Annotated in this window: 12 protein-coding genes and 1 tRNA gene; 5 read left to right on the top strand and 8 right to left on the bottom strand. The window is 62.4% G+C overall.

From position 1 onward, the window contains the following. Positions 1-210 precede the first annotated feature (210 nt). Positions 211-287 (top strand) — tRNA-Asp (locus tag EGJ09_RS22955). 188 nt (positions 288-475) lie between these two features. Continuing rightward, complete coding sequence (locus EGJ09_RS22950; protein ID WP_125924859.1) at positions 476-1,333, top strand: DUF2242 domain-containing protein; 858 nt, start codon at positions 476-478, stop codon at positions 1,331-1,333. A 220-nt stretch (positions 1,334-1,553) separates the two neighbouring features. Here EGJ09_RS22950 and EGJ09_RS22945 read toward each other — a convergent pair whose 3' ends face one another. The 3 genes from EGJ09_RS22945 to EGJ09_RS22935 all read right to left on the bottom strand — a co-directional run bounded on the left by EGJ09_RS22945 (position 1,554) and on the right by EGJ09_RS22935 (position 5,182). After that, positions 1,554-2,639 carry an AraC family transcriptional regulator gene (locus EGJ09_RS22945; RefSeq protein ID WP_125924858.1) on the bottom strand — a complete coding sequence of 362 codons (1,086 nt, stop codon included), beginning with the start codon at positions 2,637-2,639 and terminating at the stop codon, positions 1,554-1,556. Between the two features lie 4 nt (positions 2,640-2,643). Then, a complete protein-coding gene (locus EGJ09_RS22940; RefSeq protein WP_046786699.1) occupies positions 2,644-3,762 on the bottom strand; it encodes a nitrilase-related carbon-nitrogen hydrolase in 1,119 nt (372 codons plus the stop codon). A 103-nt stretch (positions 3,763-3,865) separates the two neighbouring features. After that, positions 3,866-5,182, bottom strand: a complete 1,317-nt coding sequence (locus EGJ09_RS22935; protein ID WP_256658455.1) for a chloride channel protein — start codon at positions 5,180-5,182, stop codon at positions 3,866-3,868. 299 nt (positions 5,183-5,481) lie between these two features. Here EGJ09_RS22935 and EGJ09_RS22930 point away from each other — a divergent pair, with 299 nt between their 5' ends. Continuing rightward, positions 5,482-7,455 carry a choline BCCT transporter BetT gene (locus EGJ09_RS22930; protein ID WP_125924857.1) on the top strand — a complete coding sequence of 658 codons (1,974 nt, stop codon included), beginning with the start codon at positions 5,482-5,484 and terminating at the stop codon, positions 7,453-7,455. 29 nt (positions 7,456-7,484) lie between these two features. Here the strand turns inward: EGJ09_RS22930 and EGJ09_RS22925 are convergent, their stop codons facing one another. From EGJ09_RS22925 to EGJ09_RS22910, 4 genes are all read right to left on the bottom strand, one after another. Next, on the bottom strand, positions 7,485-7,901 hold the full coding sequence (locus EGJ09_RS22925; RefSeq protein ID WP_125924856.1) for a DUF1850 domain-containing protein: 417 nt from the start codon (positions 7,899-7,901) through the stop codon (positions 7,485-7,487). Beyond that, the gene (locus EGJ09_RS22920) at positions 7,898-9,925 is read right to left on the bottom strand and encodes a TRAP transporter permease (protein ID WP_115275654.1); all 2,028 of its coding nucleotides are present in this window, start codon (positions 9,923-9,925) and stop codon (positions 7,898-7,900) included. Before EGJ09_RS22920 ends, EGJ09_RS22925 begins: the two co-directional genes overlap by 4 nt. A 30-nt stretch (positions 9,926-9,955) precedes the next feature. Next, positions 9,956-10,906, bottom strand: coding sequence for a TAXI family TRAP transporter solute-binding subunit (locus EGJ09_RS22915; RefSeq protein WP_046786521.1), 951 nt, complete (start codon positions 10,904-10,906; stop codon positions 9,956-9,958). A 105-nt stretch (positions 10,907-11,011) separates the two neighbouring features. After that, positions 11,012-12,466: a TrkH family potassium uptake protein gene (locus EGJ09_RS22910; protein WP_125924855.1), complete on the bottom strand. Its 1,455-nt coding sequence runs from the start codon at positions 12,464-12,466 to the stop codon at positions 11,012-11,014. Positions 12,467-12,714: 248 nt separating this feature from the next. Between EGJ09_RS22910 and EGJ09_RS22905 the strand changes: the two genes are divergently transcribed. Both EGJ09_RS22905 and EGJ09_RS22900 read left to right on the top strand, forming a co-directional pair. After that, the gene (locus EGJ09_RS22905; RefSeq protein WP_125924854.1) at positions 12,715-14,751 is read left to right on the top strand and encodes an NADPH-dependent 2,4-dienoyl-CoA reductase; all 2,037 of its coding nucleotides are present in this window, start codon (positions 12,715-12,717) and stop codon (positions 14,749-14,751) included. A 71-nt stretch (positions 14,752-14,822) separates the two neighbouring features. After that, positions 14,823-15,722: a 1-aminocyclopropane-1-carboxylate deaminase/D-cysteine desulfhydrase gene (locus tag EGJ09_RS22900; RefSeq protein ID WP_125924853.1), complete on the top strand. Its 900-nt coding sequence runs from the start codon at positions 14,823-14,825 to the stop codon at positions 15,720-15,722. Here the strand turns inward: EGJ09_RS22900 and EGJ09_RS22895 are convergent. Continuing rightward, positions 15,713-16,258 (bottom strand): cytochrome b, encoded by a 546-nt coding sequence (locus EGJ09_RS22895; RefSeq protein WP_046786517.1) that lies wholly within the window; start codon positions 16,256-16,258, stop codon positions 15,713-15,715. The two genes, EGJ09_RS22900 and EGJ09_RS22895, sit on opposite strands and share 10 nt — an antisense overlap. Between the last annotated feature and the right edge of the window lie 84 nt (positions 16,259-16,342).

The following is a 16,342-nucleotide window of genomic DNA, read 5'->3' as shown; positions in this document are numbered from 1 at the left end:
GTAGTTCAGTCGGTTAGAATACCGGCCTGTCACGCCGGGGGTCGCGGGTTCGAGTCCCGTCCGCTGCGCCATCTTCGTTTCGAAGCCCCTTGAACGCTTCGAAGCAGCAAAAAGAGCGATCTTCGTGTCGCTTTTTTTGTGTCCGCCCTGAGGCTTTGTTCGCCGCAAGGGTAGATCACAGTTTCAACCGGGCGAAAGCCCGAGCGATACGCAGCGGTAGTTCAGTCGGTTAGAATACCGGCCTGTCACGCCGGGGGTCGCGGGTTCGAGTCCCGTCCGCTGCGCCATCTTCGCCTCGAAGCCCTTGAACGCTTCGAAGCAAAACGAGAAAGCGACCTTAGGGTCGCTTTTTTCGTTTACGCGCCTGCAAAGTCAACATTTACACGATGCTGACAGACTCTTCACCGTCGAACGGTTTCAGTGCAAGGGTGCTGTGATGCACAATAGGCACCTCTCGACTTACCCGGAATTCGCAATGACCAGATCATCCGTCTTTGGTGCGCTCGGGCTGGCCCTGGTGCTGGCGGGCGTGACCGGTTGCTCCTCGAAAAAAACCGCTATCTATGAGCATGAGAACTTCGATGACTCGGGCACCTTCTCGCGCAGTTTCCCGGTCAGTGAAGCCGGCTCGTGCGAGGCTGCCCGGCGTGCGCTGCTGAGCCAGGGTTACATCATCACCAGCAGCGGCGCCAACCAGATTGCCGGTAACAAAAGCTTCCAGCAGAACAGCGAGAACCACCTGCAGATCAGCTTCAGCGTGACCTGCGCGCCCGACAGCAGTGACGAACAGCGTTCGACCATGTTCGCCAACGCGTTGCAGGACCGCTACGCCCTCAAGAAGTCCAATACGTCCGCCAGCCTCGGCGTGGGTGTGCTGGGTTCTGTTTCGATGCCGATCGGCTCCAGTGACGATTCGATGGTCAAGGTCGCCAGCGAGACTGTGACCGCGCCGCAGTTCTACGAGCGTTACTTTGCTCTGGTCGAAAGCTACTTGCCCAAGCCCAAGCCGAAGAAGGTCAGCAAGGCCAAGGTTGAAGCGCCTGTGCCCAAGGCCGAGAACACAGCGCCTGCCTTGGGGTTGCCTGAGCAAGTTTCGCCAGCACCTGTGAGCGCTCCTTTGGCAGAGGCGGCACCTGCTCCTGCGCCAGCAACACCGGCGCCAGCAGAACCAGCACCTGCAGCTGAGGCGGTGGCCCCGGCAAGCGAGGCCCCAGCAGCGCCGGTGGTTGATGACAGCCAGGGTTCGCAACCGGTCGCACCGCCGGCGGCGCCTGCGCCGATTCAGGTGCAGCAGGATGCACAGCCTGCCGAGGCTGAAGCATCCTCACTCTGAATGATCTTCCCTGAACAGGCGTCGACACGGCCAATCATTCGCTGTTACAGATCACCAGACGATAACTTTCTGAACACCTGCTACGTTTACCACTCATAGGCTTGTCATCATTTCTTCATCCAGCCTGCCTAGGTTGGAAGGCATGACCAACGAAGATAAAAGAGTGAAGAGGGCGCAGGGTAATGGATGAATATCAGGAAGAGCTGCTCGAGTACCAAGCCTACGAGCTGGACACCCCGGAACCGGCCGACGACGCCACCGAGCTTTGACCGACCTGCCGCTGACTGCGGCGGAATCCCCCCGGTGTGAGGCCCGTCCAGCGCTTGAATGCGCGCTGGAAGGCCTCGGCCGATGCAAAACCCAACAGGTAGGCAATCTCGCCGAAGGTCAATTCCGTATCGCGGATATAGGCCTCGGCAAGGTCGCGCCGGGTGTCGTTGAGCAAGTCGCGAAAGCGCGTGCCTTCCTCTGCCAGTTTGCGCCGCAAGGTCCAGGCGGGCAGTTGCAGGCGCAGTGCCACTTCTTCCAGGCCGGGCTCACGGCCACCGTTGAGCAGGGGGCCGAGCAAATGGGTGATGCGCTCCCCCAGGCTGCGCACCCGGGTGCGCTGCAGCATGTGCGTTTCACACAGTTGCAGCAGGTGCTGCCAGGTGCTCGGACAATGCTGGGGGTTGGCCAGCTCCAGCGTGGCCCGGCCCAGGCGCAGTCGGTTGCCACTGGCGCCAAACTGCACGGCGGTGCTGCACAATGGCTGGTACTGGGCGGCGTAGCCGGGTGCTTCGAATTCGATCTCCAGGCGCTCGGCCTGTATGGGCGTGTCGGTCAGGGCCGCAAGCTGGGCCAGCCAGCCAGTCAGCAGCGAGTCAACCACGAAACGGTTATAGGCGTTGTAGGGGCTGATTGAATAAAAGCGCAGCCATGCCCCTTGGACGTCTTCCTGAAAACTCGAATGCCCACGGTAGTTGGCGGCATACAGCGGCTCGAAACGCAGCAGTGTACGGGCGGCTTCGCCCAACGTAGGCGCCTGCGCGGCTGTGACGCCCGCCAGGCCGGCCTGGGCCAGCCGGCTCAGGCGTCCCATGTGCAGGCCCAGGGCAGGCTCCCCGCACAGCGCGATCGCAGCATGCCCCAGGTGCATGTAACGGGGGATAGACAGCCGTGCGCCGGCTTCGGCCAGGCGTGTCTGATCCAGCCCGTAACGGCGCAGCAGCGGCTGAGGATCGTGACCGAGGCCCTGGATGGCCTCAGCAAGTGGCTGGACGAAACCTACCGAGAGGTCGCCCAGGCGAACGCGGGGGCGGGACATACCCCTACAGCCACACGTTCAGCAGGCGTGCGCCCTGGCTGGGAGGGCCTGTAAGCAATTCGCCGCTCTGATGGGCGAAGCCTTGACCGTCGCTGCCCTGGTCCCAGAACTGCCCCCGCATGAATACACTCATGCTGCTGACCCCTTGGCCGGCAGCCTCGGTCAGGCGTTGCCAGGCGGTCTTCTCGCTCACTTCACCGCGCTGCAGGGCAAGCTCGGCCGCCGCATCCTGGTGCCGGTTGCCACGCCATGGCGCTTGCCAGCTGTCTTTGCCGCTCAGGAAAACCGGGTTGGCGATCAGTTGTACCTGTTGGTTCTCCAACTGCTGGTGGTTTTCCGGGTACCAGCTATCGCTGCCGATCAGCACGCCAAGACGCCCGGCCGGGGTTTGCACGACTTGTAGGGGTTGCTTGCGGCCATCATGGATGTAACGCCGTACCTGGCTGTCCGGGAATTGCTGGCGTTGTGGCTGGCCCAGCGGTGAACCATCGCTGGCGAACACCAGGCTGCTGTTGAACAACGGGCCGCCGCCGGTATGCAGCACGCCTTTTTCCACATAGGGGTCAGGCAGCACGATCGAGCCGGCCACCAAGGTCACGCCAAACTCCTTGGCCAGGCTGCCGAACAGCTGCTGGTAGTCGCGGGCCATCTGCTGAGCCTTCATGCGCAAGTGCGCGTCGGCCCGGCGGTCATCGCCGCTGGCCCGCACTATCGCCAGGCCATAGCGCAGCGGGTTGCTCAACTCCAGCCATTGCTCTGCCTCGCGGCTGCGGGTGACCTGGTACAGCTCGTTCTTTTCGCCGCGGGCCCACAGCCAGGTGCCAATGTGCTCCGGCAGCACCACCACCGTGCGCGGGCTTATCAGGCCCTGGGCACGGGCTTGTTGCAGGTAGGCCGAGAGCTTGCGGTGCAGGCGTTGCAGGTTTTGATAGTCGCTTGGGTAAAGCAGGGGCTCGACGCCCAGCAGGTTGCCCTGCTCGCCGGGCACGCCGTGGTTCAACGCCAGTTCGATGCGCAGGTCGGAGAGGTAGTGGCCTTCCGGGCGCTGTTGGGTCCAGAAGCCATAGCCGCACAGGGCGGCGATCATTACCAGCGCCAAGGCGCTTGCCAATAGTTTTCGCATGCCTTTGATTTCGTTGATACTCGCAATGACGAGGCGGTGAACCAAGAAGTCGCTGAGCATTGTGTCACAGTCGTCTTGAGCGTGCCTCGCGCAGCCGTTGATTTCAACTGGATCTGGCAGGTGCAACTTTGTCGATGATCTGCTTTGCCAGGGCGTGGTAGAGGGAAACCGGCGAAATGCAACCGGAGATGCCGGCAGCCATCAATGTCACTGCCAGCATCGGGATGGCCAGGTCCGGACTATGCGTGAGTTCCAGAACGATGACCGATGCAGTCAACGGTGAACGCGTTACGCCTGCCAGGTAGGCGCCCATTCCCAGCAATGCACACGCCTGTGGGTCAACATTGGGGATCAGGCTCAACAGCGGCTGGAATGCCGCGCCGATGCTCAGCGAAGGCGAAAACAGGCCGCCCGGTATGCCGGAGAGGTAAGAGACGACATTGGCCAGAAACTTCCAGAGAAGGAAGCTGGCATCGGTGATCGGTCGGCCTTCGAGCAAGGCACGGGTCTCTTCGTAGCCGGTGCCGAACACATGGTTGCCAGAAACCAGCCCGAGCACTGCCAGCACCAGCCCGCAGATCGCCGCGAACCGCACCGGATAGCGCCCGCGTAGTGTGCACAGACGGCCAAGTACGCCCTTATCGGTAGGCAGCACCAGCCTGGCGTAACACCCACCCAGCACTCCCCCCAACAGCGCGCATGCGGGCACCACACTCCAGCCCCAGCCTACGGGCATCCGCCCGCTTATTTCGCCAAAGTAGGCGTTGTGCCCCATCAGCCCCAGCGTGACCACGCCGCCAATCAGCACCGCCGTCAGCACCAGGCCGCTGAAGCGTTGCTCAAACGTGCGGCTCAGCTCTTCAATGGCAAAGACGACACCGGCCAGCGGGGTGTTGAACGCTGCGGCTATGCCGGCTGCGCCGCCTGCGAGGATCAGGCCGGCAATCGCGCGGCGCCCGTGCAGGCCCAATCGCTGGCCAAAGGTGTAGAGCACGGCAGCGCCGATGTGAACCGTCGGCCCCTCTCGCCCGACCGAACCCCCTACCAGCAGGGCGCCCAACGTCAGGCTCATGCGCGCGGCGGCAACGGGAATCGAAAGCAATCGGGCACGCAGGCGCCGGGATGGCATTTCCAGGGCAGCGATGACTTGAGGTATGCCGCTGCCCTTGGCGTTTTCAAACCAGCGCTGTGTCAAATACGCCAGAAGCGCGAACCCTAGGGGAGTGATGAGAAGGGGTGCCCAGGGCATCCATTCCAGCAGGCGTTCGAACGAAGCGAATGCAGCTTCGGCCAGCCAGGCGAACGCCAGTGCGACAAGCCCCACCAGCAGCGCCCCGATCCAGAACGCCAGACGCTGGCGCCATTCTCGCCAGCGTGAACGGCCGAGAGTGAGGGAGGGGAGGCGGGTACGGTCGGGCATCGTCTACGCAGTGTCAGAGTGTAAAGCCACGAGTATGACGTGTATTACCGGGGTGGCAAACCCGACAGAGGTGGTACTCAGGCAGGGCGGGAGGACGCCCGCTGCCTTCGCCCGGTACCGTCCCGCCAGGCGGGCTCGACATGCGCAGCGATTTGAGATTTTTTTCCTCGGGCGTTACGGTTCATGGCTGTTCAAGTGTACAGGCTCGGCAAACGGAGATCTTCCTGGCTGCTAATCTGGGCAGATGTCGTGGTGCCGGGGCACCCTGTGCTCATCGTTTTACAAGGAGAACTGCCGTAATGACAGCAGCCGACAAACCCAGGAGCACGCTCAATCCACCCGTCTTTTACACCAGCGCGATACTCATCTTTCTGCTGGTCTTGTACGCCACGGCTTTTCAGGAGCACGCCCAGGCGCTGTTCGAACAAGTCCAGCAATGGATCATCACCAACGCCAGCTGGTTCTACATTCTCACCGTAGCGCTGGTGTTGATCAGCGTGGTGTTTCTGGCCGTCAGCCGCTACGGCGACATCAAGCTGGGGCCTGATCACAGCGAGCCTGATTACCGAAAGAGCAGCTGGTTCGCCATGCTGTTCTCGGCAGGCATGGGCATCGGCCTGATGTTCTTTGGCGTGGCCGAGCCGGTGATGCATTTCACCACACCGCCTGTGGGCGACCCTGGCACAGTCGCCGCGGCTCGCGAAGCCATGAAGATCACATTCTTCCATTGGGGCCTGCATGCCTGGGCGATCTATGCCATCGTCGCGCTCATTCTGGCCTATTTCAGTTTCCGCAATGGCTTGCCACTGACTTTGCGCTCGGCGCTCTATCCGCTGATCGGTGAACGGATATACGGGCCTATCGGGCACGCCGTGGATGTCTTCGCCATCCTCGGCACGGTGTTCGGTGTGGCGACCTCGCTGGGTTATGGGGTACTGCAGATCAACAGCGGTTTCCACCATGTGTTCGGTCTGCCGGTAAACGCCACGGTCCAGGTCATTCTCATCACCGCCACCTGCGCGTTGGCGACGCTGTCGGTGGCCAGCGGGCTGGACAAGGGTATTCGCATCCTTTCCGAGCTCAACCTGAGCCTGGCTGTAATCCTGATGCTGTTCGTGCTGTTGCTGGGGCCCACCGTGTTTCTGCTGCAGGCCTACGTGCAGAATACCGGTGCCTACCTTTCCGACATCGTCAACAAGACCTTCAACCTCTACGCCTATGAACCCACTGACTGGATCGGTGGCTGGACCCTGCTGTACTGGGGCTGGTGGCTGTCCTGGTCGCCCTTTGTAGGCCTGTTCATCGCACGCATTTCCCGGGGGCGGACCATTCGTGAGTTCGTCTGCGGTGTACTGTTCGTACCCGCAGGCTTCACCTTGCTCTGGATGACGGTGTTCGGTGACTCAGCGATACACATGATCCTCAACGAGGGTGTCAAGGACCTGGCCGCTGTGGTCGATCAGGACAGTTCCCTGGCCCTGTTCGCCTTTCTCGAGCACTTCCCGTTCTCCAGTGTCATTTCGTTGATAGCGGTGCTCATGGTGGTGGTGTTCTTCGTCACCTCGGCGGACTCCGGCGCGCTAGTGGTCGATATGCTGGCCTCGTCCGGGCAAGGCCATTCGCCTTTGTGGCAACGCATCTTCTGGTCGGTCAGCATAGGCGCGGTCGCCATTGCGCTGCTGCTGGCCAACGGCCTCAAGGCACTGCAGACCGCGACCATTGCCAGTGCCTTGCCCTTCGCCGCCATTTTGCTGATCGCGATCTGGGGCCTGTTCAGGGCACTCAGCCTCGATGCCACCCGCCGCGGGCTGCGCAACCAGGCATTGCCCGGCCCCCGGCATACGCGCCATCCCCACGGCGGGTGGCAGCGGCGACTGCGCAATATCGCCATGATGCCGCGGCGGGCCCATGTGTCCCGCTTCATAGCCGAAGTGGTGAAGCCTGCCTGTGAAGAAGTCGCCCTGGAATTGCGCAAGCAGGGCTATGAAGTTGCGGTGAACGAGCGCGAAGATGGGCGCGTGATGCTTGAGCTCTCCCATGCTGGAGAAGGGCGCTTCCTGTATGAGGTACGCCCGCGCGCATTCAACACACCCAGTTTCGTCATGCAGGATACCGACGAGGGTTCCGATACCCGCAAATACTTCCGTGCTGAAGTCCATCTGCGCGAAGGGGGCCAGGATTACGACATCATGGGATGGAGCCGGGACGATGTGATCGGCGACATTCTCGATCAGTACGAGCGCCACCTGCACTACCTGCACGTCGTCAGCTGATCAGCACTTGCACTGCCCTGTCAGCGCGTTCAGGGCAGTGCTTTGCGCTGATCTGCGGCATCACCCGGTTCGCATGCCCAGAAATCCACGGCAGCAATGGTGTGGGTCGGTGGTCCCAGCCAGTGGGAAAGGGGCTGGCAACGGCCCTTGACGCACAATTGATAGTCGCCGGCCTCCGGCGTGCGTCCGGCATGCAGAGGTTGCAGCGGGGGCAGATGACGATGGTAGTGCCATGCCCCATCACGCAGGCGAGCGTCGTCCGGGATCTCCATGCCGGCACCGCTGCCCCGCACCCGAGCCTCCTGCAGCACGAGGCCTGCGGGTGTCACCTGATAATCCTCCTCCCAGCGGACCTTCTCCACACTGTGCTCCCAGGCCAGGGTAACCTCCTGCAACGGCAGGCTTGCCCAAACCACACCGGCAAGCCCGATGCACAGGCTGGTCATGCAGGTTGCCGCGGCAATGGCCGGCTGCGCCAGTAATGCCAGCCCATGACGGCAATGCCCAGGGCGAAGCCGACCTCGTCGCTGATGGGCAATGCAAGAATCAGTGCTACGCCAGCCATGAATGCCAACAGCCGTTCCCACCATGGCATGGGCATGCGCCAGTGGCCGGTGGCTGCGCACCCCCAGAGTGCCACTGCAAACATGGCCTTGATCAGCATGTACAGCGTTGCGCCGAGGCTGTCGCCTTGCATCATCAACGCCGGGTCATACACCGCCATGAACGGTACGACGAAACCGGCCAATGCAATGCGCACAGCCCAGAAGCTGATCAACAGCCCTTTCTCCTTGGCGATGGGGGCGGCGGCAAAGCAGGCTAATGCCACCGGCGGCGTCAGGTCGGCAAGGATGCCGAAATAAAACACGAACATGTGCGAAACGATCAGCGGCACGCCAAGCTCCAGCAGGGCCGGAGCAGCGATGGAACTGGTGATGATGTAATTGGGAATGGTCGGGATACCCATGCCCAGTACCAGGCAGGTCAACATGGTCAGAAGCAGGGACAGGAACAGGTTTTCGCGGCCCAGGTCGAGAATGTAGCCGGCGAAGGTCGTGGCCAGGCCGGTGAGCGAGGTGACACCGATGATCACCCCGACCAAGGCGCATGCAATACCGACCGGTACCGCGTGGCGCGCACCTTCGGCCAGGGCCATGACGCAGGCACGAAGTGTGGCACGGCCACCCTGTATGAACGCGCAGGCGATGGCGAGCGAGGCAATCACCAGCAGGATGACACCGATGCCCATACGGAAGAATCCTGAACAGATGACCCCCAGCGCAACCCAAAAGGCCGCCCGCAGCCATGTCTGTTGCGCCCGCAGGATGATTGCCGAACCAAGAATGACGATGGCAGTCAGTGCCAGGCCGACCATTCCCGAATACAGCGGTGTGCGGCCGGAGAACAACAGGCCGACCAGCACTATCAGAGGGATCAGCAGGAACCAGCGTTGGCGCACTGCATCCCAGGCACTCGGGCATTGCTCGCGGGGTAGACCATGCAGCTGGCTGCGCCGGGCTTCCAGGTGCACCATCCAGTAGACCGAGCCGAAATACAGCAAGGCCGGAATGAGCGCGGCCTTCGCCACTTCGGCATAGGGTACGTTGATGGTCTCGGCCATGATGAACGCCACCGCGCCCATGACCGGTGGCATCAACTGGCTGCCCATGCTTGCGGTCGCCTCCACGCCACCGGCAAATGCCGGCTTGTAGCCGAAGCGCTTCATCAGCGGGATGGTGAACTGCCCGGTGGTGACCACGTTCGCCACCCCAGAGCCGGTGATGGTCCCCATCAGCGCCGAGGAGAATACCGAGACTTTGGCCGGCCCCCCGCTGCGATGGCCGAACAGGCCCATGGCAAAGTCAGTGAACAGCCGGATCATGCCGGCCTGTTCAAGGAACGCGCCGAACAGGATGAACAGGTAGATATAGGTCGCCGAAACATAGGTGGGCGTGCCATACAGCCCCTCGGTTCCGAAGGCCAGTTGGTTGACGATCTGATCGAGGCCGTAGCCGCGATGCGCAAGGTCACCGGGCAGGTGCTGGCCGAGCAGCCCGTAGGCCAGAAAAAGAGCGCAAATGATGGGCAGTGCGATGCCCATCACCCGGCGCGCTGCCTCGAACACCAGGCCGATCAGCAGCAGGCCGAACACCAGGTCACTTGTGGTCAGTTCCCCGGAGCGTTGAATCAGCTCCCCTTCGAAGTGCCACTGGTAGGCAGCGGTGGCCATGCCCGCCAGGCCCAGCAGCCAGCCAAGCGGTTGCCACGGCCTGCGATGACCGGTGAACGCGTAGCTCAGGTACACGACCAGCAGCAAGAACCCCACGTGTACTGCCCGCAGTACCTGACTGGAAATCAGCGGAAAAGCCGCCGTTGCGATCTGAAAGGTCGAAAATGCCAGGGCCACGGCAAAAAGCGTGGCAGGCCAACGGTCAGTACTGGCTTGCAGACCTTGCCCGGTATCACTCATGTGCCGCTCCCCCATGGGTCGAGTCAATAGTCAGGGGAGCAGGTTTTTCTCCTTGAAGTACCGTTCTGCGCCTGGATGCAGTGGAATGGGCAGGTTTCTCGCAGCATTCTGTGCCTGGATATCGTTTGCTGCCGAGTGGGCGGTGACCAGGCGCGGCAGGTTTTCGAAGATCAGCCGGGTCATGTCGTAGGCCATGTCATCGCTGATATCGGCGCGTGTGACCAGGATGTTGGTGATGGCTGCGGTAGGCACGTCAGCATCCTGGCCATCGTATGTCTTGGCGGGAATGGTCGCGGGTTGATAGGCGCTGTTGCCGATTTTGCTCACGATGGCGGCTGGCACGGGTACGAACACTACCGGCAGGGTAGCGGCCAGGTCACGGATTGCCGCCTGACCGAGCCCGGAAGATTGCAGTGTGGCGTCCAGCTGACGGTTCTTGATCAGCTCTACAGATTCGGCATACGGCAGGTATTCGACCTTGCCCAGGTCCTCATAGCTGAGCCCTGCGGCCTTGAAGATGGCGCGGGCGTTGAGCTCGGTGCCGGACTTCGGCGCACCGACCGAGATACGTTTGCCTTTGAGGTCTTCCAGCGAGGTGATGCCTGACTCCTTGCTGGCGACGATCTGGATGTAGTTGGGGTAGGTGCCGGCGATGGCGCGCAGTTTCTTCAGGGGCGCCTTGAAGCCGGCTTCGGCATCTCCGTTCCAGGCATCCGCCACCGAATCTCCCAGCGCGAACGCCAGTTCGCCACGGCCGGCTTGCAGCAGATTGAGGTTTTCCACCGATGCCTTGGTGGCTTGCACTGAAGTCTTGCTGCCCTCGATGCCATGGCTGTAGATCTGTGATATCCCAACGCCGATGGGATAGTAGACGCCGCTGGTGCCACCTGTGAGGATGTTGATGAAGGTTGGCGCGGCCTGGGCTGTTGCGCAAGCTGCCAGTACGGTGCTGGCCAATGCCAGGCGAAGGGCTCGGTTCATGGGGATATTCTCCGCTTATTGTTCTAGTTCCCTGCGTCAGTAAACCTAGAACGAATAAACGGATCCTGCCCGGATTTATTGCTGCCCCCACGTGCTGCCCTGCAATCAGAACCTCCAGAAGGCAGGCGCGACGAGCACCAGCACGGTGAGAATCTCGAGGCGGCCTAACAGCATGCCGATGGTCAGTAGCCACTTCGCAGCGTCCGGTAGTGAGCTGAAGTTGCCGGCCGGCCCGATCACGCTGCCCAGCCCTGGCCCGACGTTGCACACAGCTGTCGCCGCGCCACTCAGGGCAGTGGTCCAGTCAAGCCCTATCAGGGTCAGCGCCAGGGCGATCACGGCAATGGTGACGGAAAAGAAGAAGGAGAACGTCAGCAATGAGCGCACGATTTCTTCATCAATGGGGTGACCATTGTACTTCTTCGAGATCATCGCCCGCGGGTGAATCAGCTGTTTCAAACTGCTGACCAGCAGTGACGCGGCGACTTGAAAGCGGAATATTTTCAGTCCGCCGGCTGTGGAGCCCGAACATCCACCGACAAAAGTCAGGTAGAAGAACAACAGCATGGCGAAGCTGCCCCAGAGCGTGTAGTCCCCTACCGCAATGCCGGTGGTCGTAACGATCGACGTCACATTGACCGCCACGATGCGAAAAGCATCCCACCACGAAAAGTCGCTGTGCCAGCAGAGCCAGGTCCCTACCGTGACCCAGACAAGCAGGAGAAAGCCGAGAAAGCCACGCACCTGATGGTCCTTGAACAGGATGCGCCGATGGCCACGCAAGGTCGCTACATACAGGGCGAAGGGCAGGCTTCCGAGGATCATGATCACTACCGCCACCCAATGCACAGCGGGCTGAGTCCAGTGGCCAAGCGATGCATCGGACGTCGAAAAGCCACCCGTGGAGATCAGCGACATCGAATGATTGATGGCGTCGAAAGGGGTCATGCCGGCGGCCCACAGGGCCAATGTACCGAGTGCTGTCAGCCCCAGGTAGATCACCAGGATCATTTTTGCCGCGACGTGTGAACGGGGCGTCACTTTGTCCGACCAGTCCGAGGACTCGGTCTGGAACAGGCGCATGCCGCCCACGCGCAGCAACGGCAAGATCGCGACGGCCATGCCGATGAAGCCTATGCCTCCCAGCCAGTGCAGCAGCGATCGCCAGATCAGCAGGCCGGGCGATGCGCTGTCCAGGCCGGTAAGTACCGTCGAGCCCGTGGTGGTGATGCCCGACATGGTCTCAAAGAATGCATCTGTGTAGCTGATATGCCGGATGAACACCATGGGCAGGGCTGCGAACGCGCAGACGATGACCCAGCTGGCTGTGGTCAGGAAGTACATGTCTCGGGCCCTTAGCTGCGGCGCATCGGGTATGCCACGAGCCACCAGCACAAGGCCTGCGCACAGGGCTATGAGGCTGGACCAGAGGAAGGCACCGAGGTCGTCGCTAAGGCCATACAGCAGCAGCGTGGCCATGGGGATGACCATGCTGACCGCCAGGGTAATCAGGAATACGCCGATGATGAAGGCGATGAAGCGCAAAGCAGGCAGAGGCATCGAGCAGGCTCACAGGGGCAATGACCGGCAGTATCGACTGCCATTGCATAATGTCGAGTAAAAAAGGCGTAAAAGTGCGGGTGTGTCTCACCGCCGGTACTGCAGTTCGCCTGTGCAGGATGATCAGTAAGTTGTCAGTTTCGATCATTGAGCGCATTCAAACGGCTGTTTAATGTCGTTGGCAGATAAACGACGGGGCCCGCCGAGGCACCCGCATTCCGTGATCACGCCACATGGGGAACCGTTCCATGGCTGCCGACCGCTATCCGCACTTGCTGGCCCCGCTCGACCTGGGCTTCACCACCTTGGCCAACCGCACCCTGATGGGCTCGATGCACACCGGCCTTGAGGAGCGTCCCGGCGGCTTCGAACGCATGGCTGCGTATTTTGCAGAGCGTGCCCGTGGCGGCGTTGGGCTGATGGTCACTGGCGGTATCGCGCCCAACGATGAAGGTGGCGTGTATTCCGGCGCAGCCAAGTTGAGCACCGAGGAGGAGGCTGACAAGCACCGCATCGTCACCGAGGCCGTGCATGCCGCTGGCGGCAAGATCTGCCTGCAGATCCTGCATGCCGGGCGCTATGCCTACAGCCCCCGGCAGGTGGCGCCCAGTGCGATCCAGGCGCCGATCAACCCGTTCAAGCCTAAAGAGCTGGACGAGGCCGGGATCGAGAAGCAGATCGCCGATTTCGTCAATTGTGCCGTGCTGGCACAGCGCGCCGGTTACGATGGCGTCGAAATCATGGGGTCGGAAGGCTACTTCATCAACCAGTTCCTTGCCGCCCACACCAACCACCGTACTGACCGCTGGGGCGGCAGCTATGAAAACCGCATGCGCCTGGCGGTCGAGATCGTCAGCCGGGTGCGCGAGGCCGTGGGGCCGAATTTCATCATCATCTTCCGCCTGTCGATGCTCGACCTGGTCGAGGGCGGCAGCACCTGGGACGAGATCGAGTTGCTGGCCAAAGCCGTCGAACGGGCTGGCGCGACCCTCATCAACACGGGTATCGGCTGGCACGAGGCGCGCATCCCGACCATCGCCACCAAGGTGCCGCGCGCGGCGTTCAGCAAAGTCACCGCCAAGCTGCGCGGGGCGGTGACCATTCCGTTGATCACCACCAACCGCATCAATACCCCCGAAGTGGCTGAAGCCGTGCTGGCCGAGGGCGATGCCGACATGGTCTCGATGGCCAGGCCGTTCCTGGCCGACCCGGAGTTCGTCAACAAGGCGGCGCAGGGGCGCGGCGATGAAATCAATACCTGCATCGGCTGTAACCAGGCGTGCCTGGATCATACGTTCGGCGGCAAGCTGACCAGTTGCCTGGTCAACCCGCGGGCCTGCCACGAAACCGAACTCAATTACCTGCCGGTGCGCACGGTCAAGCGCATTGCCGTGGTGGGTGCCGGCCCGGCCGGCCTGGCGGCTGCCACCGTGGCCGCAGAGCGCGGCCACGAGGTGACGCTGTTCGATGCAGCCAGCGAAATTGGCGGGCAGTTCAACGTGGCCAAGCGGGTGCCGGGCAAGGAGGAGTTCTTCGAGACCCTGCGCTATTTCGGCAACAAGTTGAAAAGCACGGGTGTCGACCTGCGGTTGAACACCCGGGTCGATGTGCCGGCCCTGCTGGAAGGCGCTTTCGACGAGATCATCCTGGCCACCGGCATCGCGCCGCGTACGCCGGCCATTCCAGGCGTCGAGCATGCCAAAGTGCTCAGCTACCTGGACGTACTGCTCCAGCGCAAGCCAGTGGGTGAGTCGGTTGCGGTGATCGGCGCTGGCGGCATCGGTTTTGACGTCAGCGAATACCTGGTGCATCAGGGCGTGGCCAGCAGCCAGGACCGGGAGGCGTTCTGGAAGGAGTGGGGCATCGACCGCGAGCTGCAGGCGCGAGGCGGCGTGGCGGGCATCAAGCCCGAGCCGCATGCACCGGCACGGCAGGTGTACCTGCTGCAGCGCAAGAAGGCCAAGGTGGGCGATGGCCTGGGCAAGACCACCGGCTGGATCCACCGCACGGGCCTGAAAAACAAGCAGGTACAGATGCTCAACAGCGTCGAGTACCTGAGGATCGACGATGCGGGCCTGCACATCCGCGTAGCTGAAGGTGAGCCGCAGGTACTGGCGGTGGACAACGTGGTGATCTGCGCCGGGCAGGAGCCGCTGCGGGAGCTGCACGAAGGGCTGCTGGCTGCGGGGCAGTCGGTACACCTGATCGGCGGCGCGGATGTGGCGGCCGAGCTGGATGCCAAACGGGCGATCAACCAGGGCTCGCGTCTGGCTGCAGAGCTTTGAGATGGCCGGGGCCGCAAAGCGGCCCCAGGTTTTCACTGGTAGACTGACGGCCTCGCATCTGGCGCTCACACATGTCTACCCGCTTCCATGACCTTCCCCAGGCGCCATTACAGCCCCTCGAACTTGCCTGGCTGAAAAGCGCCAACGTTGATGTCGCCATCCTGCGCCTGGACCTGATCGACCCTCTGATCAGCGGCAACAAATGGTTCAAGCTGCGCCACCACCTGCAGCACGCCCACGCCTCGGGCGCCGCCGGGCTGATCAGCCTCGGCGGCAATCACTCCAACCACCTCCATGCCCTGGCCGCCGCCGGCAAGCGCTTCGGCTTCGCCACCGCTGGTCTGTTGCGCGGCCATGCCCAGGACACCCCCACGGTGCGTGATCTGCAGGCGCTGGGGATGCAATTGCACTGGCTTGGTTACGCAGGCTACCGTGCCCGTCATGACCCTGGCTTCTGGGCACCTTGGCAAGCGCTGTATCCCGGCTGGCACTGCATTCCCGAAGGCGGTGGCGGGCAGGCTGGTGCCCAGGGGTGTGCCTTGATCGTCGAGCAGGCCAAGGCCCAGTTGGGCACATTGGGTTGGCCGGACTATGACGCCTGGTGGCTGGCCGCTGGCACCGGGACCACGCTGGCTGGCCTGGTGCTGGCCGAGGCCGGCGCGCACAGGGTGCATGGCGCCCTGGCAGTGCCCCTGGACCATGGTGTACCCGAGACCATAACGGCGCTGGCCGGTACGGCCGGGTACCAGTTGCACGAGGCCTGCCGAGAGGGTTTTGCCAGGCTCGATGATGAGCTGCAGGCTTTCATCGAACAGGCTGAGGCCAGCACGGGTGTCCCTTTAGAGGCGCTTTACACCGGCAAGGCACTGATGGCCCTGCGTGGGCAGGTCGAGGCCGGGCTGTTCAAGCCTGGCACTCGCCTGATCTTTTTGCACACCGGTGGCCTGCAGGGCCGACGCGGCTACTTGTAGGGCAGCATGCGCAGCAGCGTGTTGTCGCGCACTACGTAGTGGTGATAAAGCCCGGCCAGCGCGTGCAGGCCGATCAGCCAGTACCCCCAGCTGCCCACGCGTTCATGCCAGCCCTTGATGAACTTGGCCAGGTCCGGATCCGCCGCGATCAGGTGCGGCAACTCCAGGCCATAGAAGGGCACCGGTTTGTCGGCGGCACTGAGGATCAGCCAGCCGGCCAGCGGCAAGCCGATCATCAACAGGTACAGTGCCAGGTGCATCAGGTGGGCAAGCCCGGTCTGCCAGGCGGGAGGCTTGGGCACAATGGGCGGCGCAGGGCGGATCAGGCGCACGGCCAGGCGCAGCCAGACCAGTACGAACACCGTCAGGCCGAGCATGAAATGCAGGTCCTTCATCAGGTTGCGCTCGGCGCTGTCCTTGGGGAACAGGCCACGCAACTCGATGCAGGCGTAGACAGCGGCCAGCAGCACCAGCATCAGCCAATGCAGGGCGATGGACAGGCGTGCGTAGTGGGGCGCGGGGCTGGATGAAACCATGGGTGGTCCTCGTCATCAGGTCGGAAGTGGCGCTCTTGGCGGCGCTCAGAGGTAACTGTAATCGCTGCTGGGATTAAATCATTG

This window comes from Pseudomonas sp. p106 (genome assembly GCF_003936645.1).
Lineage (GTDB): Bacteria > Pseudomonadota > Gammaproteobacteria > Pseudomonadales > Pseudomonadaceae > Aquipseudomonas > Aquipseudomonas putida_E.
Note: the sequence above shows the minus strand (reverse complement) of the source record. Positions and strands in the feature narration are given on the sequence as shown.

Excerpts from the sequence above, each read along its gene's own strand:
- EGJ09_RS22920 (WP_115275654.1), bottom strand. The coding sequence starts at position 9,925 with ATGAGTGATACCGGGCAAGGTCTGCAAGCCAGTACTGACCGTTGGCCT.
- EGJ09_RS22905 (WP_125924854.1), top strand. The coding sequence starts at position 12,715 with ATGGCTGCCGACCGCTATCCGCACTTGCTGGCCCCGCTCGACCTGGGC.
- EGJ09_RS22950 (WP_125924859.1), top strand. The coding sequence starts at position 476 with ATGACCAGATCATCCGTCTTTGGTGCGCTCGGGCTGGCCCTGGTGCTG.
- EGJ09_RS22930 (WP_125924857.1), top strand. The coding sequence starts at position 5,482 with ATGACAGCAGCCGACAAACCCAGGAGCACGCTCAATCCACCCGTCTTT.
- EGJ09_RS22915 (WP_046786521.1), bottom strand. The coding sequence starts at position 10,906 with ATGAACCGAGCCCTTCGCCTGGCATTGGCCAGCACCGTACTGGCAGCT.
- EGJ09_RS22895 (WP_046786517.1), bottom strand. The coding sequence starts at position 16,258 with ATGGTTTCATCCAGCCCCGCGCCCCACTACGCACGCCTGTCCATCGCC.
- EGJ09_RS22935 (WP_256658455.1), bottom strand. The coding sequence starts at position 5,182 with ATGCCCGACCGTACCCGCCTCCCCTCCCTCACTCTCGGCCGTTCACGC.
- EGJ09_RS22945 (WP_125924858.1), bottom strand. The coding sequence starts at position 2,639 with ATGTCCCGCCCCCGCGTTCGCCTGGGCGACCTCTCGGTAGGTTTCGTC.
- EGJ09_RS22940 (WP_046786699.1), bottom strand. The coding sequence starts at position 3,762 with ATGCGAAAACTATTGGCAAGCGCCTTGGCGCTGGTAATGATCGCCGCC.
- EGJ09_RS22910 (WP_125924855.1), bottom strand. The coding sequence starts at position 12,466 with ATGCCTCTGCCTGCTTTGCGCTTCATCGCCTTCATCATCGGCGTATTC.
- EGJ09_RS22900 (WP_125924853.1), top strand. The coding sequence starts at position 14,823 with ATGTCTACCCGCTTCCATGACCTTCCCCAGGCGCCATTACAGCCCCTC.
- EGJ09_RS22925 (WP_125924856.1), bottom strand. The coding sequence starts at position 7,901 with ATGACCAGCCTGTGCATCGGGCTTGCCGGTGTGGTTTGGGCAAGCCTG.